We start from the raw sequence: 26,407 nt of genomic DNA, 5'->3' as shown, positions 1-26,407 counted from the left end.
TTATGGCGATAAATAATCACTATGTCTGAACAATTCCAGCACGTTTCCGTTTTACTTCACGAATCTATTGATGGCTTAGCTATTAAACCTGATGGTATCTACATTGACGGTACGTTTGGCCGTGGCGGACATACTCGAACGATCTTGTCTCAGCTAGGAGAAAATGGCCGTTTATACAGCATTGATCGCGATCCTCAAGCCATCGAAGAAGCGAAAAAAATCACAGACCCGCGCTTTACCATCATACATGGCCCATTTTCTGGTATTGCCAGTTATGTTGAAGAGTTAGACTTAGTTGGAAAAATTGATGGTGTTTTACTGGATTTAGGGGTTTCTTCACCACAGCTTGATGATGCTGAGCGTGGTTTTAGCTTTATGAAAGACGGTCCACTAGACATGCGTATGGATCCAACGTCAGGCATGCCTGTTTCTAAGTGGTTAGAAGAAGCAGAGCTTGATGATATTACTTGGGTTATTCGTGAGTTTGGCGAAGATAAACACGCCCGCCGCATTGCTAAGGCAATTGTTGCTTATCGTGATAATGAAGAAAACGAACCACTTACGCGCACTAGCCAGCTGGCCAAACTCATTTCAGAAGCGGCACCAAAAAGCTTTAAAGAGAAAAAACACCCAGCGACACGTGCTTTCCAAGCGTTTCGAATTTACATCAACAGCGAATTAGAAGAAATTGATACAGCACTTCATGGTGCCCTTGATGTTTTAGCGCCTGAAGGCCGTTTGTCGGTGATCAGCTTTCATTCTTTAGAAGATCGCATGGTGAAGCGCTTCATGAGAAAACAGAGCAAAGGCCCTGAAGTACCTCATGGTTTACCGTTGACTGAAGCTCAAATTAAAGAACTAGGCAGCGCTAAAATGAAGACCATCGGCAAAGCATTAAAGCCTTCTACACAAGAGGTCGAAGTCAATACGCGCTCACGTAGCTCTGTCTTGCGAGTTGCTGCCCGTCTATGAGCCAACAACCTTCACCTGAAAGCAATTTAGCTCGTACTATCGGTCTGGATCTTTTTTCCATTGGCCGGTGGCAGTTTATTTTGCTGATATTCATTTTTATTAGCGCAATTGGGGTGGTTCTTGTGACTCACAATACGCGTCAGATGATTGATCAGCGAGAAAATTTATTGTTGGAAAAAGATCTGCTGGATGGTGAATGGCGAAATTTAATCTTAGAAGAAAATGCGTTAGCTGAACACAGTCGAGTACAGCGTTTGGCGATGGAAGAATTAGAGATGAAACGACCTGAGCCAGATAAAGAAGTGATCATCAAACTGCCATGAAGTTTTTCAAAAAATCACCACCCAGTAATAAGCGGTTAACAAAGGCGCCTCCAGCATTAATTGGATGGCGCTTTCGCGTTGTATTTGTCTTTATTACATTGGCTTTAGTGGCTCTAATTGGTCGTTCTGCCTACATTCAAGTGATCGAGCCTGATCGTTTGATTCGTGAAGGTGATTCTCGCTCTATTCGCGTTAAAGCTATGCCTTCAGCTCGTGGTATTGTCTCTGATCGTAATGATGAGCAGCTTGCTGTCAGTGTGCCCGTACAGGCGGTATGGGCTGATCCTGTTACCATTTATAAAAATGGCGGTATTGTAGAGCCTGCGCGTTGGCATGCCCTTGCGGATGTTCTCGGGCTTAACCGTAAAGATCTTATCACCAAAATAGAGCGAAATAGAAACCGTCGTTTTGTGTACTTACAGCGTCAAGTGAGCCCCGCGATGGCGGCTTACATCAAAAAGCTAAAGTTATCTGGTATTGGCTTAAAAGATGAATCTCGCCGTTATTATCCATCAGGTGAAGTAAGCGCCCATGTTATTGGTGTTACGGGGATTGATGGTCATGGCCTTGAAGGTATTGAACGTAGCTACGATGGCTGGTTAACGGGAGAACCTGGCCGCAGGACAGTACGTAAAGATCGTTATGGTCGTGTGGTTGAAAATATTTCGTTAGAAGAGCGTGAACCAGGTCAACCTTTAACGTTAAGTATTGATCAGCGTTTACAGGCTATTTCTTATCGAGCCATCAAACAAGCTGTCGCAGATTATCGTGCGGCATCAGGTTCGGTAGTGATGATTGATATTCATACTGGCGAAGTATTGGCGATGGTGAATGCGCCTTCCTATAACCCGAATAACCGCGAGCAGCTACAAAGCTTCAGAATGCGTAACCGAATTATCACGGACGCTATGGAGCCGGGTTCAACAGTGAAACCGCTAGTGGTGTTAGCTGCTTTGGAAAACGGTGTTGCGGATAAAGACACCGTGATTGATACGGGCAACGGCATCATGCGTATTGGTGGTAGCCGAGTGCGTGATGTTAGCCGTGTCGGTAAGGCCGATCTGACTACAATTTTGAAAAAATCCAGTAATATTGGTGTTGCAAAACTGGCGTTAGATATGCCGTTGCAAGCTTTGCTGGGGTTGTACAACTCTGTTGGGCTTGGTGAGTTATCTGGCCTGAACCTAATTGGTGAAGCAACAGGTATTTTTCCTGATCGCCGCCGTTGGTCTCAGTTCGAGATCGCAACATTATCGTTTGGTTATGGTTTGTCGGTGACGCCAATTCAACTTGCCCATGCTTATTCAACATTAGGGGCGATGGGGCTGTATCGTCCTCTTTCTATCTTAAAAACAGAAGCCGACATCCCAGGCCAACCTGTTACTGAACCTGAAAATGCCAGAGCGGTATTAGAGATGATGGAAACGGTTACTCAAAAAGGTGGCTCAGCAACACGTGCGGCCGTGCCGGGTTATCGGGTGGCTGCCAAAACAGGTACTTCACGTAAAGCCAGTGCGGGTGGTTACAGTGATGAGTATATTGCGATTACTGCGGGGGTTGCCCCTGTAAGTGATCCTCGTATTGCGCTGGTGGTTGTTATTAATGAGCCACAAGGCGATCAGTATTACGGTGGTCAAGTGGCTGCTCCGGTATTTTCTGAAGTACTAAAGGGTGCGTTGCAAATTTTAAATGTAGCGCCAGATGAAAAGTCCCTTCAACAAGTGGACGTTGTTAACTTAAGAGGCGATAACAATGGCGACTCTTAATCTTGGAGAGCTGGTTTCTCCATGGTTTGCTCTTGCTAATCCTACCCGTTTTACTCATATCACTTTAGACAGCCGACAAGTTCGGGCTGGTTCTTTGTTTGTGGCAGTAAAAGGCCATGCTTTAGATGGTCGCCAGTTTATTGAAGGGGCAATTCAGTCTGGTGCTAATGCCGTTTTGGCCGATGCCGATGAACAGCACCCTCATGGGAAACTGGCTGTATGTGGTCAAGCGCCTGTTCTTTATCTTGATGATCTTGCAAGCAAGCTTTCTGAATTAGCAGGCCGCTTTTATGGTGCAGAACAAAGAGAGATGAAGCTGTTTGGTATTACAGGAACAAATGGTAAAACCACTATTTCTCAGATTATCGCTCAATGGGCTGAGTTGCTGGGGACCACTTCTGCCGTCATGGGAACAACCGGTAATGGTTTGCTTCATGATTTGAAACCCGCTTTAAACACGACAGGCAGTGCTATTGAAATTCAGCAAACGTTGAGTGAATTAGAGCAGCAACATGCTCAGCTAGCCGCCTTAGAAATCTCTTCCCATGGTTTAGTGCAAGGGCGTATTAAAGCGCTTTCCTTTGCCGTCGGCATCTTTACTAACTTAAGTCGCGATCATCTCGATTACCATGGTGATATGGCCAATTACGCATTGGCTAAAAAAATGCTGTTTACTCATCATGATTGCCAAGCTGCTGTGGTAAATGCTGATGATGGTGTGGGGCAGACTTGGTTATCAGACATGCCAGAAGCAGTGGCTGTGGCCATTGATAAACAAAATATCACTCAACACACGGGTCAAAAGTTATGGGCAGAGTCTGTTCGATACTCTGAACAGGGCATTGAGTTGGCTATTGACTCAAGTTGGGGTAAAGCTCAGTTCGTAGCCCCTTTGATTGGAGCGTTTAACGCCAGCAATGTGTTGTTGGCGATGGCTGCGTTATTAGTTAATGGTTATTCCTTAGAGGGGTTAGTCAGTACAGCGCCGAAGTTGACGGCGGTAATAGGGCGTATGGAATTGTTCCAAGCCTCTAATACCAATAAGCCTAAAGCTAAGATTGTGGTGGATTACGCCCATACCCCAGATGCGTTAGAAAAAGCGTTATCTGCTCTTCAGGTGCACTGCCAAGGTAAGTTGTGGTGCATTGTGGGCTGCGGTGGTGATAGAGACACTGGCAAACGGCCAATGATGGCAGAAATCGCGGAACGTTTATCGGATGAAGTGATTTTTACCGACGATAACCCGCGCAGTGAAAACCCTGAGTTGATAATTAAAGATATGTTGACTGGGGTACAAAACAAGGAAGTGGTTCGAGTTGAGCATAATCGCTTTAAAGCGTGTCAGTTAGCATTATCGGAAGCTCACCCTAACGATATTATTTTATTGGCTGGTAAAGGTCATGAAGACTATCAAGTACTGGCAACAGAAACGATCCATTATTCCGATCGTGAATCCGCATTGCAGTTATTAGAGGCACAATCATGATCTCAGTGAAACTAAGTCAGCTCATCGAAGTGTTAGAAGCTGAATTAATCGGTTCGGAAGCGGATATTCATTTGGTGTCGACTGATACTCGCACCATTGAGCCGGGTTGCTTGTTTGTGGCTTTGGTAGGAGAGCGCTTTGATGCCCATAACTTCTGCGCGGATGCGGTTGAAAAAGGCGCGAGTGCGTTATTGGTCAACAAGCCACTTCCACTGGATATTCCTCAGTTAGTGGTAAAAGATACTCAGTTGGCTCTCGGCCAGTTGAGTGCTTGGGTGCATCAGCAGTGCGATACCTTCACTATGGCTTTAACTGGTAGCTGTGGGAAAACCACGGTTAAAGAAATGGTGGCAAATATTTTGGCTCAAAAAGGTCAGGTATTGGCAACCGCTGGTAACTTTAACAACGAAATTGGTGTTCCTCTTACGTTATTACGTTCAACGCCTGAAGATGACTTTGCAGTGATTGAGCTTGGGGCCAATCATCAAAATGAAATCTCTTACACGACCCAATTGGCCCAACCTCACGTGGCGTTGATTAACAATATTGCAGCAGCACACCTTGAAGGGTTTGGTTCATTAGCAGGAGTCGCTAAAGCTAAGGGTGAGATATTTGAAGGGTTGAAATCGGGTGGAACGGCCATTGTTAACCTTGATAGCAATGATTTAGGGCTGTGGCGCTCGTTGTTGAGCGACAAAGCGCTGTGGACGTTTGCATTAACGGATTCGCAAGCTGATTTCTTTGCGTCTCATATTGAACTCTCTTCTCAAGGTAATGCTCAATTTATTCTGCATTCACCACAGGGCAATATCGAGGTTCATTTGCCTTTGGTCGGAAAGCACAATGTGGCCAATGCACTTGCCGCTGCAGCATTGGCGCTCTCTTCTGGTATGAATTTACAAGACATCAAATTGGGTCTTGAAAGCTTACAGAATGTGAAAGGCCGTGTGGAAGTGTTGGAAGTTCGTGAGGGCTTAAAAGTCATTGATGATTCGTACAATGCCAGTGTTCCTGCGGTAAAAGCGGCTACTGAAGTGTTAAGCAGTTTTGAGGGCCAGCGTTGGCTAGTTTTAGGCTATATGGCTGAGCTTGGCGAAGAAAGTGGGGCGTTACATCGTCAAATTGGTGAGCACGCTGCCAGTTTTGGCTTAGAACAGGTGATTACATTTGGTGATGATACCAAGGTAGTCAGCGAATTATGCCAAGGTCAGCATTTTGAGACACGAGAAGCTCTCATTAGCTACTTAAATGAACAATTAAATTTACAACAGAACAACGAGGTTACTGTGTTAGTGAAAGGTGCCAATAGTGCGCGCATGAGTGAAGTGGTTTCTGCTCTTAAGGAGAGCCAATAATGATTATTTGGCTAGCTGATTATTTACAGCAGTTTTATCCTTTTTTTCGTTTGTTTGAATACTTATCTTTTCGCGCCATCATCAGCGTTTTAACGGCGCTTGCCATTTCATTATGGATGGGGCCACGTCTGATCGCGTATTTGCAGAAAATGCAGATTGGTCAAGTTGTGCGTAATGACGGCCCAGAATCCCACTTTAGTAAACGTGGCACCCCGACAATGGGCGGGATCATGATTTTAGCTGCCATTGCGATCACCGTGCTTTTGTGGGCAGATCTGTCTAACCCTTATGTTTGGGCGGTGCTAACGGTATTGTTGGGTTACGGGGCCGTTGGTTTCATTGATGACTACCGTAAAGTTGTGCGTAAGAACACGGATGGTTTAGTTGCTCGTTGGAAGTTTTTCTGGCAATCAACCATTGCGCTTGGTGTGGCATTTGCGCTGTACGCTTACGGGAAAGACACCGCAGCGACTCAACTTGTGGTGCCATTTTTCAAAGACATCATGCCGCAACTAGGGCTGTTTTATATCCTACTCACTTACTTTGTAATTGTGGGAACAAGTAATGCTGTTAACTTAACGGATGGCCTTGATGGTTTGGCAATTATGCCAACGGTACTGGTAGCAGCAGGCTTTGCGTTTATTGCTTGGGCAACAGGTAACGTTAATTTTGCTGCTTACTTGCATATTCCTTACATTCCAGAAAGCAGTGAACTTGTGATTGTCTGTACTGCGATTGTCGGTGCGGGTTTAGGCTTCTTATGGTTTAACACATATCCTGCGCAAGTATTTATGGGCGATGTAGGTTCATTAGCGCTAGGTGGTGCATTGGGTACGATTGCCGTATTAGTTCGTCAAGAATTGCTGCTTGTGATCATGGGTGGTGTTTTTGTGATGGAAACCGTGTCCGTTATTTTACAAGTTGGTTCGTATAAATTGCGTGGCCAGCGTATTTTCCGTATGGCACCAATTCACCATCACTACGAATTAAAAGGGTGGCCAGAGCCTCGTGTTATTGTGCGCTTTTGGATCATCTCTATGGTTTTAGTTCTTATCGCTCTAGCAACACTGAAGGTACGTTAAAAATGAAATTAGGCTTGGACGGAGTAAAAAATATTGTTGTCGTTGGGCTAGGAATGACAGGGTTATCTGTTGTTAATCACTTGCTACGTCAGCCTCAAGAGTTGGGTATTAAGGTTATTGATACTCGCGTTGCTCCTCCTAGTCTAGACAAGCTGCCTGCTTCTATTCCGGTTCACTCTGGTGGCTGGAATCTGGAGTGGCTACTAAGCGCTGATTTGGTCGTTGCGAACCCAGGTATTGCATTGGCGACGAAAGAGCTTCAGGCGGTGGCGAAAGCGGGTATTCCCATTGTCGGGGACATTGAACTGTTTGCGTGGTCAGTTGCTGCTCCCGTTGTTGCTATTACAGGCTCAAATGGAAAAAGCACGGTGACTAGCTTAGTCGGCGAAATGGCTGCATCTGCAGGCGTCAATGTTGCTGTCGGTGGAAATATTGGTTATGCCGCTTTGGATCTTTTAGAGCAAGATGCAGAACTTTATGTTCTTGAGTTATCCAGTTTTCAATTGGAAACCACAGCATCTTTGAAATTAAAAGCGGCGGCATTTTTGAATTTGTCTGAAGATCATATGGATCGATATCAAGGCATGTCTGATTACCGAGAAGCTAAGTTACGTATTTTTGAACACGCTGAAGTGTGCATTGTTAATCGTGATGATCCAGCAACACACCCTGCACATACTTCAGAACTAGTGAGTTTTGGCTTTGATGAGCAGCAATATGGTGTGATGCTGCACGATGGCTCTGAGTGGCTTTCAGTACATGGGAAACCTGTATTACCTTGCCAGGAAATTGGTGTCGTTGGTCGACATAATATTGCGAATTGTTTAGCTGCTTTAGCATTAACGGATGCTGCTGGGGTCGAGCAGGCCCGAGTGCTGGAGGCTATTAAGTCTTACACTGGGCTGACACATCGATGTCAAGTTGTCGCTGATAATGATGGAATTCGTTGGGTTAACGACTCAAAAGCAACCAATGTGGCCAGTACGATGGCGGCGTTATCTGGACTCGTGCTTGATGGTACTTTACACCTCTTGGTAGGTGGTGATGGTAAAGGTGCCGATTTCTCAGAGTTAGCTGCGGTGCTTGCGCCATTAAACGTTCACCTTCATTGCTATGGTGCGGATGGTGATGCGTTTATGTCTTTGCATGAAACATCTGTTCGTTGGAATTCAATGGAAGAGGCAATTGCTGCTATTACACCGACATTAAAATCGGGTGATATGGTGATGCTTTCTCCAGCTTGTGCGAGCTTTGATCAGTTTAAAAACTTTATGGCCCGTGGTGAAGAGTTCACTCGTTTAGCGCAATTTTACTCGGGTGAGAAAGTACAGTGATCGTAAGAGCTGCTAGATCGTTAGAGTCCAAAACAAGAGACTGGTTGACGTCGCCTTCTCCGCAAGTGTTGTTCGATCGGCAGCTTATTTGGTTGTCATTGGGGTTGCTGCTAACGGGACTTGTGATGGTGTCCTCAGCCTCGTTTCCAATTAGTAGCCGCTTAACGGATCAGCCTTTTCACTTTGCGCTGAGACACTTATTTTTTATTGTTTTAGCCATTAGTGCAGCGGCAGTTGTTTTACAGATCAAGTTAGAGGTGTGGTTAAAATACAGTTCGCACTTGTTATTGATCTCATTGGTACTGTTAATGGCTGTGCTAGTGATAGGTAAATCTGTAAACGGTGCTACTCGCTGGTTGCCGCTTGGTATTTTTAATTTGCAGCCCGCAGAGGTGGCCAAGCTGTCTCTGTTCATCTTTTTAGCGGGCTTTCTGGTTCGCCGTCATGGTGAAGTGAGAGAAACATTCATTGGTTTTGTAAAACCGCTGGTGGTTTTTCTTTTGCTTGCTTTTTTCTTAATCGCTCAGCCAGATCTCGGATCTATTATTGTTATGTTTGTCACAACGGTTGGCATGTTGTTTATTGCTGGTGCAAAGTTGTGGCAGTTTATTGCGTTGGTGATTGCTGGCGGTGGCGGTGTGCTTATTTTGATCATTGCTGAACCATATCGAATGCGACGAATCACCGCGTTTCTTGATCCTTGGCAGGACCCATTTGGTAATGGTTACCAGTTAACACAGTCGTTAATGGCCTTTGGACGTGGTGAGTGGTTTGGACAAGGGCTGGGTAACTCGATTCAGAAGTTGGCCTACTTGCCAGAAGCTCATACTGACTTTGTTTTTGCTGTTATTGCGGAAGAGCTTGGGTTGGTTGGGGTTAGCCTTATTTTGCTGATGATTTTTTGCTTGGTGTTTAAAGCATTAATTATCGGCCAAAAGTGTTTAGATAAAGAGCAATTGTTTGGTGGTTTTTTAGCATCAGGCATTGGTGTGTGGTTTGCTTTTCAAACTTTAGTAAATGTTGGTGCTGCCTCTGGAATGGTTCCGACGAAAGGTTTGACGTTACCTTTAATCAGCTACGGTGGTTCCAGTTTGATTATTATGTCAGTGGCCGTAGCTATATTGTTACGTATTGATCATGAGCGTCGTTTGTTTGAATTACACCATGATCAACGGAGTTGTGATGAATCATCAGAATCAGAAGAATAAACGATTATTAGTAATGGCCGGTGGTACTGGGGGACATGTATTCCCTGGGCTTGCTGTTGCCAAACAGTTACAACAACAGGGGTGGGAAATTCGCTGGTTAGGGACTCCTGATCGAATGGAAGCGGATCTTGTGCCCAAGCATGGTATTGAAATCGATTTTATTCGTGTTAAAGGATTACGTGGGCAAGGTTTAGTAAAATTAGTGGCTGCACCTTTTCAAATTGTACGCGCCATACTTCAAGCTAAAAAACATATCTCAGCATGGCAGCCAGATGTTGTTTTGGGAATGGGGGGGTATGTGAGTGGTCCTGGTGGTGTTGCTGCCTGGCTATCCAATATTCCAGTGGTACTTCATGAGCAAAATGCAGTAGCAGGGTTAACCAATCAGTGGTTATCTAAATTGGCCAAACGTGTTATGCAGGCATTCCCTGGCGCTTTTCCTCATGCAGAGGTTGTTGGAAATCCAGTACGTTCTGATGTGTGTCAGTTAGCCGATCCTGAAGTGCGCTTTAATCATGAACAACAAGATGAACTCCGTATTCTTGTGATGGGAGGCAGCCAAGGAGCCCAAATTTTAAACGCCACGTTACCTGAGAGTGCCTCGTTATTGGGGCGTAAAGTGGCTATTTGGCATCAAGCGGGTAAAAATAACCAACAAAAAGTTGAGCAAGATTATGCCAATAAGAGCATAAAGGGTGTTAAAGTCACTGAGTTCATTGATGATGTGGCAGCCGCATATGCCTGGGCTGATATTGTCGTGTGCCGTTCAGGCGCTCTGACGGTATCGGAAATTTCAGCAGCAGGTGTTGGCGCGATTTTTATTCCATTTATGCATAAAGATCGCCAGCAGGCACTAAATGCTGATCATCTTGTGCAGTGTGAAGCGGCTAAAATGATTGAGCAACAGGATTTAACCCCACAGCTATTGGCTGATACACTGTTGAACTTAGATCGTGAGCAACTACTTACTATGGCTAAAAATGCACGCAATGCTGCGGTTATTGATGCCGATGTTAGAGTTGCCGAGGCGATAAAATCGCTTGTAGTAAAGAATTAATGGAACAAAGTGATGACTAAACTAGACAATCAACAACTCGCAAAAATTAGAACTATGGTGCCTGAGATGCGCCGAGTTGAGTGCATTCACTTTGTTGGTATTGGTGGTGCTGGAATGTGCGGCATTGCCGAAGTATTACTGAATGAAGGCTACCATATTAGTGGTTCTGATTTAGCCGAAAATGCGGTAACAGAACGGTTAAGTGCTAAAGGGGCTGATATTCATTTTGGTCACCAAGCCAGTAATATTGATAAAGCCAGTGTAGTGGTGGTATCAACAGCGATCGATCAAAACAACCCGGAAATTGTAGCGGCAAAAGAAAAGCGTATTCCGGTGGTTCGCCGAGCAGAGATGCTAGCTGAGTTAATGCGTTACCGGCACGGCATTGCGGTGGCAGGAACACACGGTAAAACCACAACGACAGCTTTGGTCACTCAAATTTATTCAGAAGCCGGATTGGATCCAACTTTTGTCAATGGTGGTTTGGTTAAAAGTGCGGGAACCAATGCTCGTTTAGGTTCTAGCCGCTTCCTTATTGCCGAAGCCGATGAAAGTGACGCTTCTTTTTTACATCTTCAGCCTATGGTGAGTATTGTTACTAACATTGAAGCTGATCATATGGATACTTATGGTGGAGATTTTGAAACGCTCAAGCAGACTTTCATTGATTTTCTACATAACTTACCATTTTACGGTCAAGCAGTAATGTGTGTTGATGATCCTGTTGTACGTGAGTTAATTCCTCAGGTGAGTCGCCAAGTGATCACTTATGGTTTTTCTGAAGATGCTGATGTCCGGATTGTGGATTATTCACAAACAGGCCATCAAGGTCAATTTACGGTTGAGCGTAAAAATAAAGCGGACTTGATGATTACGTTGAATACCCCAGGTAAACATAATGCACTAAATGCTGCTGCTGCCATTGCTGTCGCTTCAGAAGAAGACGTAAGTGATGATGCTATTTTACGTGCACTGGCGTGTTTTGAAGGCACTGGTCGTCGTTTTGAGCACTTAGGAAAGTTTGATACTGGTAATGGTAGTGTCATGCTGGTTGATGATTATGGTCATCACCCAACGGAAGTTGATGTAACCATCCAAGCAGCTCGATCTGGATGGGAAGATAATCGGTTGGTGATGATATTTCAGCCTCATCGTTATAGTCGCACACGTGATTTGTATGATGACTTTGCGCACGTTCTCGATAACGTAGATGTGTTGATTATGCTTGATGTGTACTCAGCTGGTGAGGCACCAATTGCAGGAGCTGATGGCCGTGCGCTTTGCCGTACTATCCGTAGTCGTGGTAAGTTAGATCCAATTTTTGTTCCAGCAATAGCTGATTTACCGTCTGTGTTGGCAAATGTTATCCAAGATGGCGATTTGGTTTTAACACAAGGCGCTGGTGATATAGGTAAAATTGCCAAGCAGCTTGCGGGCTTTGAACTGAATATTGAAGCGATGAAGCAACATTAATCTTCCTTAGTAAAGGTTTTGTTGTCTTAAAATATTGTTAAATGTGTCCATAGTGGGGTCGAGTTTGGTGTAGATCTCACCCTTGATAACTAATATGAGAACAATGGTTGGATACTGGCCTTCTGACCAGTATAATCGGTCAACTTTATGCTTGCTCAAATGTCGAATGATTACTTAATTAATGTTTATTTAGGTAATTAAAGTGGCAGTAAGTGCAGTTATACGTTGGGTAAGATGAATAAAGCGGTAAATTTTGTATCCAATATTGAACCTGAAAAAATAAAGAAAGCATTACCGGGCTATGTTTTCTTACTTACTGTTGTCACATTAACGGTGTGGTTAATGTGGGCCACAATAAGCTGGATGACCGATGAACAACGGCTGCCCTTGTCTAAATTGATTATTCAAGGGGAGCTAATTCATGTATCGAGCCATGATGTTAGGGACGCTTTACTTACATTAGATTCGGTCGGTACATTCATGACACAAGATGTCGATCAGCTTCAGGCTGCGCTGTTGTCTTCTCCTTGGATTGCTCAAGTATCAGTGAGAAAGCAGTGGCCTGATACGGTAAAGATTTTTGTTGTTGAGCATAGCGCTTCGGCGATTTGGAATGATGAAGCCCTTTTAACGCCTTCAGGTGATGTTTTTAACGCTAAGGTTTCTGATTTACTTGAAAATAAAGTGGCGTTATATGGTCCAGAAGGCAGTAGCCAAGAGGTGTTAGCATTTTGGCGGCAAGCACAAGAACAAATAGCATCTTTAGAGCTCGAAATTGAAAGCCTTGCTCTGAGTGAACGTCAAGCTTGGCAAATGACGTTAAGTAATGGGGTTCGTCTAAAGTTAGGACGAGATGCAAGAGAAGAGCGGTTAGTTCGTTTTATCGAGTTATATCAGCGTTTAGATACCGTCGATAGACCAATAGATTATATTGATCTTCGATATGATACTGGCGCTGCGGTAGGATGGAAATCAGATCAAAACATAGCGCAAGAGAGTGTAAATGAGTAAGGCAGCAGAAGATAAAATTATTGTTGGCCTTGATATCGGCACCGCTAAAGTATCTGCTTTAGTTGGCGAAATTCTTCCTGATGGCCAAGTTAATGTTATTGGTATGGGAAGTTGCCCTGCTCGCGGTATGGATAAAGGCGGCGTAAATGACTTAGAGTCCGTTGTAAAATCTGTTCAGCGTGCAGTTGATCAAGCTGAATTAATGGCTGAATGTCAAATTACCTCGGTATATATATCATTATCTGGGAAGCATATTTCCAGTATGATAGAAAAAGGTATGGGCCCGATTAGCGATGAAGAAGTTTCTCAAGATGATATGGACAGTGTGATCCATACGGCTAAATCGGTCAAAATTGGTGATGAACAACGAATTCTTCATGTAATACCGCAAGAGTTTGCTATTGATTATCAAGAAGGAATCAAAAATCCATTGGGCCTTTCAGGGGTGCGAATGGAAGCCAGCGTTCATTTGATCACTTGCCATAACGACATGGCTCGTAATATTGTTAAAGCTGTTGAACGATGTGGCTTAAAAGTTGAGCATATTATTTTTTCAGGTTTAGCCGCCAGTAATGCGGTGATCACTGAAGACGAACGTGAGCTTGGTGTTTGTGTGGTAGATATCGGCGCAGGTACCATGGATATTGCTATCTGGACCGGTGGAGCGTTACGCCACGCAGAGGTTGTTCCTTATGCGGGAAATGCAGTGACTAGTGATATTGCATATGCTTTTGGTACGCCCCCTGGTGATGCGGAAGAAATCAAAGTTAAACATGGTTGTGCGTTAAGTGAGCTTGTCAGCAAAGATGATACGGTCAATGTACCAAGTGTAGGTGGTAGACCATCCCGTAGCTTACAGCGTCAAACATTAGCTGAAGTGATTGAACCTAGATACTCAGAATTATTAGGCTTAGTGCACCAAAAAATTGTTGCGACACAAGAGCAATTACGAATAAGTGGCACTAAGCATCATTTGGCAGCGGGAATCGTCTTAACGGGTGGTGCTGCTCAGATGGATGGTTTAACTGAATGTGCTGAGCGTGTTTTTCAAACTCAAGTGAGAGTCGGTAAGCCGCTAGAAGTCAGTGGACTAACAGATTACGTAAAAGAACCTTATCATGCGACAGCTGTTGGGCTTTTACATTATGGAAAAGAAAGCCAACTACATGATGACGGTGAGCAAGTTCAAAAACGAGCAACTGTCTCTGGCTTTTTTAATAAAATGCGTAGTTGGATACAAAAAGAGTTTTAACCTGATGCGAACAGGAAGAAACGGAGAGAACACATGTTTGAACCGATGATGGAAATGTCTGACGATGCAGTAATTAAGGTCGTTGGTGTTGGTGGCGGCGGCGGTAACGCTGTCGAGCATATGGTACGCGAATCAATCGAAGGTGTTGAGTTCATCAGTGTGAATACTGATGCGCAGGCTCTTCGTAAAACAAACGTCAGTACTGTTATTCAAATTGGTGGAGAGATCACAAAAGGTCTTGGTGCCGGTGCAAACCCTCAAGTAGGACGTGATGCAGCTCTTGAAGATCGAGATGCAATTAAAGATGTTCTCACTGGTGCCGATATGGTATTTATCGCAGCAGGTATGGGTGGTGGTACTGGTACTGGTGCCGCTCCAATTATTGCGGAAGTGGCAAAAGAACTTGGTGTCTTGACCGTTGCTGTTGTAACTAAGCCATTTAGCTTTGAAGGCCGTAAACGTATGGCTTTTGCGGAACAAGGAATTGATGAGCTTTCTAAGCATGTTGATTCATTAATTACGATTCCGAATGAAAAATTGCTGAAAGTATTAGGCCGTGGCATCACATTGCTAGAAGCGTTTGCAAAAGCTAATGATGTTCTTCGCAATGCGGTTCAGGGTATTGCTGAACTTATTACACGCCCTGGTATGATCAACGTCGACTTTGCCGATGTTCGAACCGTTATGTCCGAAATGGGACACGCTATGATGGGTAGCGGTGTTTCAACGGGTGAAGAGCGTGCAGAAGAAGCTGCTGAAATGGCGATTTCAAGCCCGTTATTAGAAGATATTGACTTGGCGGGTGCTCGTGGCGTATTGGTAAACATTACAGCTGGTATGGATATGCGTCTTGATGAGTTTGAGACTGTAGGTAATACCGTTAAAGCCTTTGCTTCAGATAATGCAACCGTTGTGATTGGTACTTCTCTTGACCCTGATATGACTGACGAGTTGCGTGTCACTGTTGTGGCAACAGGCATTGGTAATGAGAAGAAGCCTGATATTACATTAGTGACAGGTAGTAAGGCAGCTCAGCCAGCAGCTCAGCCAGCAGCCACTCAGCAAGTTGCGGCAGCTCCTGTTGAAAAACAGGCACAGCCGTTGCAAGAGAAAAAGGTACAACCTGCCGTTTCTTCTTCTGTTTCTAGTGAAGCAGCAACATCAGGTCAAAGTACAGCAGTGAAGAAGCCTGCAGAGCAAAAAGAAGATTATTTAGACATTCCAGCGTTTTTACGTCGCCAAGCTGACTAAATAATCAACGTCTTCTCTTGGGTTAGGCGTCTTTGCATGATAGGATGTCCGGCCAGTTCGAAGTCGAGCTGGTTCGGATTCGCATAAATTAACAGTTGAGATGAGCAGATGATCAGACAGCGCACATTGAAAAGTATAGTTAAAGCGACTGGAGTGGGTCTTCACTCTGGACGTAAAGTTACACTTACTTTGCGCCCAGCCGCGGCAAATACTGGTATTATTTATCGCCGAGTTGATCTAGATCCAGCTGTTGATTTTCCAGCAGACCCAAGTACTGTTCGCGATACTATGCTATGTACGGCTTTAGTTAATGATGATGGGATACGTATTTCTACCGTTGAGCACTTAAATGCTGCACTTGCAGGTATGGGAATCGATAACATTATTATCGAGGTTGATGCACCAGAGATCCCGATTATGGATGGCAGCGCAAGTCCGTTTGTCTATTTATTACAATCAGCAGGCATTGAAACTTTAAATATGCCAAAGCGTTTCTTACGCATTAAGAAACCTGTACGCATTGAAGATGGTGATAAGTGGGCTGAATTGGTTCCTCATAATGGTTTCCGTTTAGATTTTACGATTGATTTTAACCATCCAGCTATTGAATCTGATGAGCAAAACATCGTTTTAGACTTCTCTAGTCAGTCGTTTATTAAAGATATTTCTCGCGCTCGTACTTTTGGTTTTATGCGTGATATCGAGTACTTACAATCTCAAAACCTATGTTTAGGTGGTAGCTTTGATTGTGCAATAGTACTAGATGAATACCGTATTCTTAATGAAGATGGCTTACGTTTTCATGATGAATTTGTGAAACATAAAGTACTTGATGCGGTAGGCGATCTGTACATGTGCGGCCATAGTATTCTTGGTGAGCTACGTGCTTATAAATCCGGGCATGCATTAAACAATCAGCTATTGCGTGCGGTGTTAGCTGATCAAGAAGCTTGGGAATGGAGCACATTTGAAGATGAACAGTCGTCTCCAGTGACATTTGCTCAGCCAGGTATGGTTTTAGCTTAAATAAGATTCTTTGTAAAAAGCCAAGCGTGATGCTTGGCTTTTTTGTACCCGTCGATTTAGTTAGTTAGCTGCTTATTTTTGTGTGCAAGAGCTGCGATTTTCTCTAGGCGATCTTTTAATTTTGGCGGTGCCATTTCTGCGGTAGCTTTTAAATATTCGGCGGCCACTGGTGTAATCGGTGGTTTATCTGTAAACGCCTGTGCTTTTTGCTTTATTGGATTATGTTGTTGAAATAATCCAGGGTTAATTACTATTTCGATAGTGGCCACCCCAGGTAATCCATTTAATCTGAAAGCCGATATAATTTGTTGCCTCTCGTAGTTAATTCTCATTTTCCAAGCAGAGCTGGATGTTTCAATAACAAGCGAGCCTTGGCGATGATTTGCCACTCGGCAATGACGTGAAGAATCTCCAGACAGAACATCGCTTAAGATTTTATTCAATTTAGCCAAAGAGGCTGCTTTTTCCTGTAACTCTTTAAAGCGGCTATCTGCCAGTAAATCCTCGGTGAGTGTTGGTCGGTGATCTCTCATTTATGGATGCCTTAGTACCTTGATAAATGCTGCCCTTGTCTGAAATTTCATAACTGAAATCAAAGTATCTTTGATTGGAATGGGACTGATGCTATTTATCGCTTATTATAGAGTTGCCGCGGTAGGCTATTCGAGTAAAAGGAGCGTTAACTTATTGCTCATAAGTATTATAAAGTATAGTTTACCACGAAATAAGAATCACTTAATGAGTGTGAATGGTGTTTAAACAGTGATTTAAACTTGAATTTTTACGATTCTGTCCCCATGTACTCAAGATAAACGATAGATATATTTATAGACTGTCGCTAAGTTTGATATTGTACAGATAAAGAAATTGACGTTGATACCAATCATATTGAATCTCAATGATTTTAATCGAGAAAAATACGATTAATATTAACGGCAGTTAAGCATTTACACTTTGATCGTAAATGATCAAATGAAGAGAGAAATAACAGTACCATGTTATCGAAACTACTGACTAAAGTAATTGGTAGCCGTAATGATCGTACATTGCGCAAACTACGTAAAGTTGTTGATCAGATCAATAAACTTGAACCTCAATTTGAATCTCTACAAGACGAAGAGTTGAAAGCGAAAACAGCAGAGTTTCGTGGTCGTCTAGAGCAAGGGGAGTCACTAGACTCTTTATTACCTGAAGCATTTGCTACCGTCCGAGAAGCCTCTAAGCGTATTTATGGTATGCGTCATTTTGATGTGCAGCTTATCGGTGGCATGGTATTGAATAATGGCCAGATTGCAGAAATGCGTACTGGTGAGGGTAAAACATTAACAGCAACCCTACCTGCTTACCTTAATGGTTTAACTGGCAAAGGCGTTCATATTGTTACAGTGAACGATTACTTGGCAAAGCGTGATGCTGAAACGAACCGTGCGCTGTTTGAATTCTTAGATATGACGGTTGGCGTTAATGTGCCGAATATGCCACCTCAAGAGAAAAAAGAAGCCTATCAAGCGGATATTCTTTACGGAACAAATAATGAATTTGGCTTTGATTACCTTCGTGACAACATGGCTTTCCGTGCTGAAGATCGTGTTCAACGTGAGCGTTATTTCGCAGTGGTCGATGAGGTGGATTCCATCTTAATTGATGAGGCTCGTACGCCACTGATTATTTCTGGTCCAGCTGAAGATAGTTCAGAGCTGTATACGAAGATCAACACCTTGATCCCGCACTTACAGCAGCAAGAGCAGGAAGACAGTGAAGAGTTCCGTGGTGACGGGCACTACACTGTTGATGAAAAAGCGAAGCAAACCCTGCTAACAGAAACTGGTCAGGAGTTTGTTGAGCAGTTATTAAAAGACGAAGGTTTAATGGAGCAAGAAGATACGTTGTATTCTCCTGCTAACATTAGCTTGCTGCACCACATTAATGCTGCTCTACGTGCACACGTACTGTTTGAAAAAGACGTTGACTACATTGTTAAAGATGATGAAGTTATCATTGTCGATGAGCATACTGGCCGTACTATGCCTGGCCGTCGCTGGTCTGAAGGTTTACACCAAGCGGTAGAGGCAAAAGAAGGCGTTAAGATTCAAAATGAGAATCAGACGCTAGCATCAATTACCTTCCAGAACTTCTTCCGTTTGTATGAAAAACTGTCAGGCATGACAGGTACAGCTGATACAGAAGCATTTGAATTCCAGTCTATTTATAACCTTGAAACAGTGGTAATGCCGACGAACAAACCAATGATCCGTGATGATATGGGTGATTTGGTTTACATGACGGAGCGAGAAAAATTTGCTGCCATCATCGACGACATTAAAGAGCGTTCCGCGAAAGGGCAACCAAGCCTAGTTGGTACCGTTTCAATTGAAAAGTCTGAACTGCTTTCGCAAGCTTTAAAGAAAGCGGGTATTAAGCATAATGTTCTTAATGCGAAATTCCATGAAAAAGAAGCTGAAATTGTTGCTCAAGCTGGTACGCCAGGTGCGGTAACTATTGCGACAAACATGGCAGGTCGTGGTACTGATATTGTGTTGGGTGGTAGCTGGCAAAATGAAGTTGCTAAACTAGATAACCCAACAGAAGATCAAATCACTAAGATCAAAGCAGATTGGAAAGAAGTTCACGATAAAGTGCTTGCCGCAGGTGGTTTGCATATTATTGGTACTGAGCGTCATGAGTCCCGTCGTATTGATAACCAGCTTCGTGGTCGTTCTGGTCGTCAGGGTGATGCTGGTTCATCGCGTTTCTATCTGTCGATGGAAGATGCCTTAATGCGCATTTTTGCTTCAGACCGCGTATCTAACATGATGAAAAAGTTAGGTATGGAAGAAGGCGAAGCGATTGAGCACCCTTGGGTAACTAAGGCGATTGAAAATGCTCAGCGTAAAGTAGAAGGCCGTAACTTTGATATTCGTAAGCAGCTATTGGAATACGATGATGTAGCGAACGATCAGCGTAAAGTGGTTTATGAGCTGCGTGATGAGCTTATGAACGTTGACGATATCAGCGAAATGATAGAACTTAACCGTCAAGATGTGCTTGAAGATATCCTAGACCAATATATCCCTCCTCAATCTCTGGAAGATATGTGGGATGTTGCTGGCTTGGAAGCTCGTCTAAAAGCGGATTTTGATCTGGAATTCCCAATCCAACAGTGGCTTGATGAAGACGATAAGCTACATGAAGATGCATTACGTGAAAAAGTAATGACAGAAGCGGTTAATAACTACAAAGCGAAGGAAGAAGCGGTTGGTGAACAGGTGCTTCGCAACTTTGAAAAAGCAGTTATGCTGCAAACGCTTGATGGTCTATGGAAAGAACATTTGGCGGCAATGGATCACCTTCGACAAGGTATTCACCTACGTGGCTATGCTCAGAAAAACCCGAAACAAGAGTACAAGCGTGAGTCGTTTGAGCTATTTGAAGGGTTATTAGAAGCACTAAAGTTTGATGTGATTTCTGTTTTAAGTAAAGTTCGTGTACAACAGCAAGAAGAAGTTGAACGGATGGAAGAGCAACGTCGTGAGCAAGCAGAAGCTATCGCTCGCCGTCAGCAGTTCCAACATCAAAACGCTGAAAATCAGTTGAGTGATGGTGAAGAAACAGAAAACGATCAACAAGGCCCAATGGTTCGTGAAGAGCGTAAGGTAGGCCGTAATGAGCCTTGTCCTTGTGGCTCTGGTAAAAAATACAAACAATGCCATGGTAAAATCTAGTTTAACATGTTGATATAAAAGGCCGCGTAATGCGGCCTTTTCTTTGTTCGGAATATATGTCCGATGAGCATAAGATTGAATAATAAGGAAACTCAGTGGATAAAAAACGAGTATGGATCTCAGCAGGGATCATTTTAAACTCTAGTTATGAGAAGGTGTTTATTACTCAGCGAGCAGCAAAAGCACATCAAGGTGGTTTGTGGGAATTTGCGGGAGGTAAAGTAGAACAAGGTGAAACCGCAAAGCAAGCGGTGATCAGGGAGCTAGATGAAGAAGTTGGGATACAGGCGACTGAAGTTGAGCACCTTATGAAGCTTGAACACGATTACCCGGATAAAGCACTGGAGTTTGATTTCTTTCTCATTCGATCATTTAACGGTGAGCCTTTTGGTAAAGAAGGCCAGCAGGGGCAATGGGTACGAGTGGAAGAACTTGTAGATTATCCGTTTCCGGCGGCAAATGTTCCTGTGCTAGAGCGTTTAACGGCTTTTCTGAGTAAGGAATAATAAAAAGGCAGAATATAGGGTGAGTGACTCCGTATTCTGCCTATGTTTTAGTTAAATGTGTGTTTCAGACCAGCCGTCTGAATCGGACATATCCGGGGCGCCGGGAATGGATTTCTCTTCATCGGCCCACTCGCCAAAATCAATTAATTGACACTTCTTACTACAAAATGGACGGAAAGGGCTATCGCTACTCCATACCACGTCGTCACGACAGGTTGGGCACTTCACAATGGTATCTTTGTTCATGTTGATCCTTAACAAATCGCCAGATTAAATTCGATGTCTTCTGTGCAGTTTTGACCACGCTCAAAGGACATAAAACGGATTGAAAATCGATTTTTATGTCCCGAGATCATAGGATAGACGCCATAATTCATTGGGATTTGTAGTCTAATAATACTGGCTTCGTCAGCCTCACCTTGGAAGAAACCATTACGCGCTATTTTAGGCTGAAAATGACCGGATTCACGTGTCAGTTTAAGCCAAATGGATAAAGCTTGTGACATATCCAGCAAGTGAGCCATCCAGCGTTGGGCATCTTTATAGCGCTGATTTAGCGGGAGGTGAAGCCAATAATGTAGCGCTGGTAGATCGAAGCAACAGCTGCCTCCAGGGATGGAAAAACGTTGCTTTATACTGCTTAGAAAACGGTCTTCACGTAATTCTTGGCCTAAACGGGAAGATTTCATGAGCGTTCGATGCGCATCATCAATTTCACCAAGCAGTTTAGTTAGGGCTGCTTGATCCACACCTTCCACATCTAGCCAGCTTTTTAATTTTTGACGCTGTTTTTCGAGATCTTTTCCTAGATCGCCTTTAAGAGGCACTTGCTCAAAAATATCGAGAATATCGAAGAGGGCTCTAAAAAATAATTGGTGCTGGAACCCTTCAGAGATATCCGCAGATTGCCCCATTTGTCGCAGCAAAAACTCTATGCGCAGATAGATCCGTGTTCTTTCATTTAGGGGATGCTCAAATCGATGTGTATTCATCCTATCTGCCATTTTAGTGATTAAAAAAGACTTATTGTGTCTGAAGTTGTTGGGAGAGTTCCAGATACTTATAATGTAAGGTTGATATTATAGGCTTTAGTTCCATATTTTTACCATCATTACAAATAACATCATGGGCAGAATCAAGCCGTTGCTGTCGAGAGGCTTGAGCTTTGAGGATGTTCTTAACTTGTTCGTCGCTGACATTATCACGTTGTGTCGTGCGAGCTATTTGTGTTTCTTCGGATACATCCACGACTAAAATACGCTCTGCCAAACTCTGTAGATTATTTTCGACCATTAATGGAATAACCAAAAGGCAATAAGGTGATGTTGCTTGCTGAGTTTGGTTCACCATTTCTGTTCTTATTAGTGGATGAAGTAAGTTATTCAGCCATGTTTTTTCTTCAGGGTTAGAAAAGATTCTTTCACGTAATTTAGCTCGGTCTAGCTCTCCGGATGGGAGTAGGACCTCAGTGCCGAAGTGTTGGCTTATCTTGTTAAGGCCAACACTTCCTTTTTCTACAACATCGCGTGCAATAATATCAGCATCAATAATGTCAATGTGGTGCATTTCTGCAAATAAATTAGCAACGGTGGTTTTTCCGCTGCCAATACCGCCTGTTAGGCCGATAACTAAACTCATAATGGCATTCCCAAAATAGAAGTAAGGTACCAAGTGATAATGCTGTCTCCCCAAATTAGACATACCCAACCTGAGATAGCGAGATAGGGGCCAAATGGAAATTCTTTATCCATTCCTTTTTGTTGGGCTCTTAATTGTGCGATACCAAAAATCGCCCCAACAAGAGAAGACATTAAGATAAGCACAGGCAGCTGTTGCCAGCCTAACCAAGCCCCTAGCGCCGCCAGTAACTTAAAGTCACCGTAGCCCATGCCTTCTTTTCCTGTCAGTAATTTGAAAGCCCAATATAAGCTCCATAGTGATAGGTAACCGACGATGGCACCAATGACAGCATCTTGTAAGGAGACAGGACTAAAGCCCAGTAGTGATAACGTGATCCCCCCCCACATTAAAGGAAGAGTGAGTTGATCTGGTAGCAACATGGTATCGAGATCGATAAATGTAGCTGCAATCAATACAAACGTAAAAAAGATGGCGGCAAGTGCAAATTCAGACAGTGGGAAATACAGGGCGACAGTGGCTGCCATGCTCGCGGTAAGTAACTCGATTGCTGGGTAACGCATGCTTATTTTGTGCTGGCAGTGGCGGCATTGGCCTTTTAAAAGTAACCAGCTGATCACCGGAATATTATCGATTGCCCGTATTTGAGTTTTGCATTGTGGGCAGCGAGAGCGTGGTGTATTTAAATTAAAAGTGGACGGTGATGGCTCGTCTGAAGGCGTGGATAGTTCAGGGAAACATTCAATGCAGTCTTGTTTCCATTGGCGCTCCATCATGACTGGTAAGCGATAGATGACAACATTGAGAAAGCTACCTATCAATAAACCAAAAATCCCAGCAAATACGGGAAATAGCCAAGGGTAATAATCAAATGCTGCCATGCTGATCTCTATAAAAGTTAAATTATTATCACTAAGGGAGGTTATTCTACCTTGCTTGGAAAGGTTTAGGCTATCCAATCACACTCATTAAGTTAAAGATCGGTAGGTACATTGAAACCACTAACCCACCTATGATCGAGCCGAGCAGAACGATAATAAGTGGCTCTAATATTTTGCCTAGGTTATCGACGGTATTATCGACCTCTTGTTCATACACCGCTGCGATTTTATTTAGCATGTTATCTAACTGGCCGGACTCTTCTCCTATCATCACCATCTGTAAGACCATTTCGGGAAAGGCATGACTGTGGCGCATAGCAATATAGAGGGGCATGCCTGCCGCGGTATTGTGATAGACCGACTCCATGGCCGTTTGATAGTAGAGGCTGGTTGTGGTTTTTGCCGTTGTTTTTAAACTGGTTAATATTGGGATGCCGGAGCTAAAACTGGTTGCCAATGTTCGGCTGAACTTCGCGATGGCTGCTTTTGCTAAGACTCCTCCAATGACAGGAATAGTTAGTAACCATTGGCTTGTTTTTAGCTGGAATTTTAATGATTTTCTTTGAAGATATTTGAGTAGTAAAAATAGACTGAATAAAACAGTTATAAACCAATGGCCAGACGATTGTAAAAGATAAGATAGATTAATGACTTGTTGAGTAAACCAAGGTAAATCAGCATTAAAGCCTTTGAAAATTGATTCAAACTCTGGGATCACCATGGTTAACATCAATACGGTGACGCCAATGGCGACGAGGCTGACCATAACAGGGTAAATCATGGCTTTGATGACTTTAGAACGAAGTGCTTCACTTTTTTCTCGGTATTCAGCCAATCGTTCGAAGACAGCCGCTAAGTGACCCGTTTGCTCACCTGTTGCGACTAACTCAATATAAAAATGGTCAAAATGCCTGCTACTGGTGGCCAGTGCTTTAGAAAGTGGTGTTCCAGCTTCAATGGCGAAACAAACTTGTTTTAAGATGGATTTCATCTCTGCTTTTAGGTGGTTTTCTCCTACTAAACGAATGGCTTGCACAATGGGGACACCAGTAGTGAGCATGGTGGCTAATTGCCGAGTGAGTAGAGTGATGTCTTTTCTTTTTACGGAGTGCTTTAATCTTGAAAAGGCAGAAATACTGCGTTTTTTAATTTTTTTTATCCGAATCTTTTGCTCATTAAGGTTCGATCTGACTTCCACTTCACTAAGGGCAAGAGTCTGCCCTGAGACCTGTTTACCTGAGCTATTAACGCCTCTCCAATAAAAATTACGGAGGGTTGGGGTATTATGTTTAGATTGTCGTCCAAGCATGAATTATCTCTGTGTCGTGGTCAGCGACCTGTGATGGTAAAGCGCTGATGAGCAATATCGTACGCATTAAAAATAAAGCACTCGGCTGAGCTCTTGAAAGCTGGTGACTCCGGCTTTTAGGTTTTGAACTCCAGAAGCCTTTAATGTCAGCATACCTTGCTGGATAGCCAACTCTTCTATTCGGGTGGCACTCGCGCCTTTTAAAACGGCAGTGGCCAGCTCTCGGTTAAAAGGCATCACTTCATAAATACCCACTCTGCCCATGTAGCCCAAATTACATTCATGGCAACCTTGTGGTGAGGCTTTAAATATGGGCTGCTGCTGTTCAAGGTTAAATTCTTTACGCAGAGTCGGTGTTAACGGATCGGCTTGCTTGCAATGAGGGCATAATCGGCGAGCTAACCGCTGAGCAATAATCATGGTAAGAGAAGAGGCCAAGTTGAAGTTTTCAATCCCCATATTACTGAGTCGAATAACGGTCTCTGCTGCTGAATTGGTGTGAAGAGTAGATAAAACAAGGTGGCCCGTTTGGGCGGCTTTAATGGCTATTTCGGCGGTTTCTAAATCACGAATTTCGCCAACCATGACCACATCAGGATCTTGGCGAAGGAAAGACCGTAGTGCCTCGGCGAACGTAAAGCCAATTTTAGGATTCACTTGTACTTGATTTATCCCATTAAGGTTTATTTCTACAGGGTCTTCTGCTGTTGAGATGTTTCGTTCAGGGGTATTAAGCACTTTCAGTCCAGAATAAAGGGAGACGGTTTTACCGCTGCCTGTAGGCCCTGTCATTAAGATCATGCCTTGTGGACGCTGAAGGGCGTTGAGGTATAGCTCTTGTTGTTGTTCGCTATAGCCTAGTTTGGCTATGTCTAAGCTAGCGCTGTTGCTGTCGAGCAAGCGAAGAACAATTTTTTCTCCCCATAGCGTCGGTAAGGAAGAAACACGCATATCAATGGCGGTGTCATGGTTGAGCTTTAATTTAATGCGGCCGTCTTGAGGTAGTCTGCGTTCGGCAATGTCTAGCTTGGCCATGATTTTGATGCGAGCTGCCAAGCGACGGCCTAAATGAACGGCTGGGGTGTTATTTTCAACTAAAATGCCATCACAACGTAATCGTACCCGATAGGTTTCTTCGTAAGGTTCAAAGTGGATATCAGAGGCTCCTTTACGAACGGCTTCTAATAAGATTTGGTTGATAAAGCGGGTGACAGGGGCATCATCTTGGCTTAAGTCTTCGGTGGTATTGAATTCGTCATTCTCTACATCAACCAGTGAGGCCAGTTCATCTTGAGTAATGTCTTTCGCCGCGCTGTTTGTTTTTGTTGCTCGGCTCTGGCCATACATGCGTCGGATGGCGGCACTTATTTGGTTTGGATCCGTTAAGACATACTCAACGTGTTTACCAGTCGCAAACCGAAAATCATCTTCGGCTTGGGCGTTGGTTGGATCGTCAATAGCCAGTTGGATACGCTCTGAGGTAACTTGAACAGGAATCGCTTGATGGCGAGTAATGAGCTCCCGTAAGCCCAATTGCTGACAGTGGGTTTGATAGTTATAGTTGGTTAGTTGAACAGTCGTTAACCCAAAGATTTGACCGAGGTGATCCACAAGTTCGGTAGGGGTAAAAATGGCGCAAGAAAGTAAAGCTGACGGCACATTATGGCCATCAGCTTTGATGCTTTCGGTAACCACTTGCTCTTGCGCTGGAGTGATCAGCTCCGCTTGGCGCAGAATAACAGCAAGATTTTGCAT

The 26,407-nt window shown here is 43.7% G+C and carries 23 protein-coding genes; 16 read left to right on the top strand and 7 right to left on the bottom strand.

Annotated elements, in window-relative coordinates; translation table 11 throughout:
• Window positions 1-21 precede the first annotated feature (21 nt).
• The 14 genes from rsmH to lpxC all read left to right on the top strand — a co-directional run bounded on the left by rsmH (window position 22) and on the right by lpxC (window position 16,596).
• Complete coding sequence (gene rsmH, locus MHO82_RS15055; protein WP_239184867.1) at window positions 22-972, top strand: 16S rRNA (cytosine(1402)-N(4))-methyltransferase RsmH; 951 nt, start codon at window positions 22-24, stop codon at window positions 970-972.
• Entirely contained in the window at window positions 969-1,295 is a 327-nt protein-coding gene (gene ftsL / locus MHO82_RS15050; protein ID WP_239184865.1) for a cell division protein FtsL, read from the top strand. Before rsmH ends, ftsL begins: the two co-directional genes overlap by 4 nt.
• Entirely contained in the window at window positions 1,292-3,061 is a 1,770-nt protein-coding gene (locus MHO82_RS15045) for a penicillin-binding transpeptidase domain-containing protein (RefSeq protein ID WP_239184863.1), read from the top strand. The genes ftsL and MHO82_RS15045 overlap by 4 nt, the downstream gene beginning before the upstream one ends.
• On the top strand, window positions 3,048-4,547 hold the full coding sequence (gene murE / locus MHO82_RS15040; RefSeq protein ID WP_239184861.1) for a UDP-N-acetylmuramoyl-L-alanyl-D-glutamate--2,6-diaminopimelate ligase: 1,500 nt from the start codon (window positions 3,048-3,050) through the stop codon (window positions 4,545-4,547). The genes MHO82_RS15045 and murE overlap by 14 nt, the downstream gene beginning before the upstream one ends.
• Window positions 4,544-5,902 (top strand): UDP-N-acetylmuramoyl-tripeptide--D-alanyl-D-alanine ligase, encoded by a 1,359-nt coding sequence (gene murF, locus MHO82_RS15035; RefSeq protein ID WP_239184859.1) that lies wholly within the window; start codon window positions 4,544-4,546, stop codon window positions 5,900-5,902. The genes murE and murF overlap by 4 nt, the downstream gene beginning before the upstream one ends.
• The gene (mraY, locus tag MHO82_RS15030) at window positions 5,902-6,984 is read left to right on the top strand and encodes a phospho-N-acetylmuramoyl-pentapeptide-transferase (RefSeq protein ID WP_239184857.1); all 1,083 of its coding nucleotides are present in this window, start codon (window positions 5,902-5,904) and stop codon (window positions 6,982-6,984) included. The genes murF and mraY overlap by 1 nt, the downstream gene beginning before the upstream one ends.
• Window positions 6,985-6,986: 2 nt before the next feature.
• A complete protein-coding gene (gene murD, locus MHO82_RS15025; protein ID WP_239184855.1) occupies window positions 6,987-8,318 on the top strand; it encodes a UDP-N-acetylmuramoyl-L-alanine--D-glutamate ligase in 1,332 nt (443 codons plus the stop codon).
• Window positions 8,315-9,526 (top strand): cell division protein FtsW, encoded by a 1,212-nt coding sequence (ftsW, locus tag MHO82_RS15020; protein WP_239184853.1) that lies wholly within the window; start codon window positions 8,315-8,317, stop codon window positions 9,524-9,526. The genes murD and ftsW overlap by 4 nt, the downstream gene beginning before the upstream one ends.
• On the top strand, window positions 9,501-10,583 hold the full coding sequence (gene murG / locus MHO82_RS15015) for an undecaprenyldiphospho-muramoylpentapeptide beta-N-acetylglucosaminyltransferase (protein WP_239184851.1): 1,083 nt from the start codon (window positions 9,501-9,503) through the stop codon (window positions 10,581-10,583). The genes ftsW and murG overlap by 26 nt, the downstream gene beginning before the upstream one ends.
• 12 nt (window positions 10,584-10,595) lie before the next feature.
• Entirely contained in the window at window positions 10,596-12,056 is a 1,461-nt protein-coding gene (murC, locus tag MHO82_RS15010; protein ID WP_239184849.1) for a UDP-N-acetylmuramate--L-alanine ligase, read from the top strand.
• A 234-nt stretch (window positions 12,057-12,290) separates the two neighbouring features.
• Window positions 12,291-13,067 carry a cell division protein FtsQ/DivIB gene (locus tag MHO82_RS15005; RefSeq protein ID WP_239184847.1) on the top strand — a complete coding sequence of 259 codons (777 nt, stop codon included), beginning with the start codon at window positions 12,291-12,293 and terminating at the stop codon, window positions 13,065-13,067.
• Entirely contained in the window at window positions 13,060-14,319 is a 1,260-nt protein-coding gene (gene ftsA, locus MHO82_RS15000; RefSeq protein ID WP_239184845.1) for a cell division protein FtsA, read from the top strand. Before MHO82_RS15005 ends, ftsA begins: the two co-directional genes overlap by 8 nt.
• A gap of 33 nt (window positions 14,320-14,352) precedes the next feature.
• On the top strand, window positions 14,353-15,570 hold the full coding sequence (gene ftsZ, locus MHO82_RS14995) for a cell division protein FtsZ (protein ID WP_239184843.1): 1,218 nt from the start codon (window positions 14,353-14,355) through the stop codon (window positions 15,568-15,570).
• Window positions 15,571-15,678: 108 nt separating this feature from the next.
• On the top strand, window positions 15,679-16,596 hold the full coding sequence (gene lpxC / locus MHO82_RS14990) for a UDP-3-O-acyl-N-acetylglucosamine deacetylase (protein WP_239184841.1): 918 nt from the start codon (window positions 15,679-15,681) through the stop codon (window positions 16,594-16,596).
• A 56-nt stretch (window positions 16,597-16,652) separates the two neighbouring features.
• On the opposite strand, the gene MHO82_RS14985 is transcribed toward lpxC, so the two are convergent.
• On the bottom strand, window positions 16,653-17,129 hold the full coding sequence (locus tag MHO82_RS14985) for a DciA family protein (RefSeq protein WP_239184839.1): 477 nt from the start codon (window positions 17,127-17,129) through the stop codon (window positions 16,653-16,655).
• A 462-nt stretch (window positions 17,130-17,591) separates the two neighbouring features.
• On the opposite strand from MHO82_RS14985, the gene secA reads away from it, so the two are divergent.
• On the top strand, window positions 17,592-20,318 hold the full coding sequence (gene secA / locus MHO82_RS14980; protein WP_239184837.1) for a preprotein translocase subunit SecA: 2,727 nt from the start codon (window positions 17,592-17,594) through the stop codon (window positions 20,316-20,318).
• Window positions 20,319-20,413: 95 nt separating this feature from the next.
• Window positions 20,414-20,824, top strand: a complete 411-nt coding sequence (gene mutT, locus MHO82_RS14975; protein WP_239184835.1) for an 8-oxo-dGTP diphosphatase MutT — start codon at window positions 20,414-20,416, stop codon at window positions 20,822-20,824.
• A 51-nt stretch (window positions 20,825-20,875) separates the two neighbouring features.
• Here mutT and yacG read toward each other — a convergent pair whose 3' ends face one another.
• The 6 genes from yacG to pilB form a co-directional block, all read right to left on the bottom strand.
• Window positions 20,876-21,070, bottom strand: a complete 195-nt coding sequence (yacG, locus tag MHO82_RS14970) for a DNA gyrase inhibitor YacG (RefSeq protein ID WP_239184833.1) — start codon at window positions 21,068-21,070, stop codon at window positions 20,876-20,878.
• Window positions 21,071-21,078: 8 nt separating this feature from the next.
• Complete coding sequence (zapD, locus tag MHO82_RS14965; protein WP_239184831.1) at window positions 21,079-21,816, bottom strand: cell division protein ZapD; 738 nt, start codon at window positions 21,814-21,816, stop codon at window positions 21,079-21,081.
• Between the two features lie 31 nt (window positions 21,817-21,847).
• Complete coding sequence (gene coaE, locus MHO82_RS14960) at window positions 21,848-22,462, bottom strand: dephospho-CoA kinase (RefSeq protein WP_239184829.1); 615 nt, start codon at window positions 22,460-22,462, stop codon at window positions 21,848-21,850.
• Entirely contained in the window at window positions 22,459-23,343 is an 885-nt protein-coding gene (locus MHO82_RS14955; RefSeq protein ID WP_239184827.1) for an A24 family peptidase, read from the bottom strand. Before MHO82_RS14955 ends, coaE begins: the two co-directional genes overlap by 4 nt.
• A 70-nt stretch (window positions 23,344-23,413) precedes the next feature.
• Window positions 23,414-24,652, bottom strand: coding sequence for a type II secretion system F family protein (locus MHO82_RS14950; RefSeq protein ID WP_239184825.1), 1,239 nt, complete (start codon window positions 24,650-24,652; stop codon window positions 23,414-23,416).
• A gap of 66 nt (window positions 24,653-24,718) precedes the next feature.
• Window positions 24,719-26,407: a type IV-A pilus assembly ATPase PilB gene (gene pilB, locus MHO82_RS14945; protein ID WP_239184823.1), complete on the bottom strand. Its 1,689-nt coding sequence runs from the start codon at window positions 26,405-26,407 to the stop codon at window positions 24,719-24,721.

The organism is Vibrio sp. Of7-15 (assembly GCF_022347565.1).
Classification (GTDB): domain Bacteria; phylum Pseudomonadota; class Gammaproteobacteria; order Enterobacterales; family Vibrionaceae; genus NORP241.
Note: the sequence above shows the minus strand (reverse complement) of the source record. Positions and strands in the feature narration are given on the sequence as shown.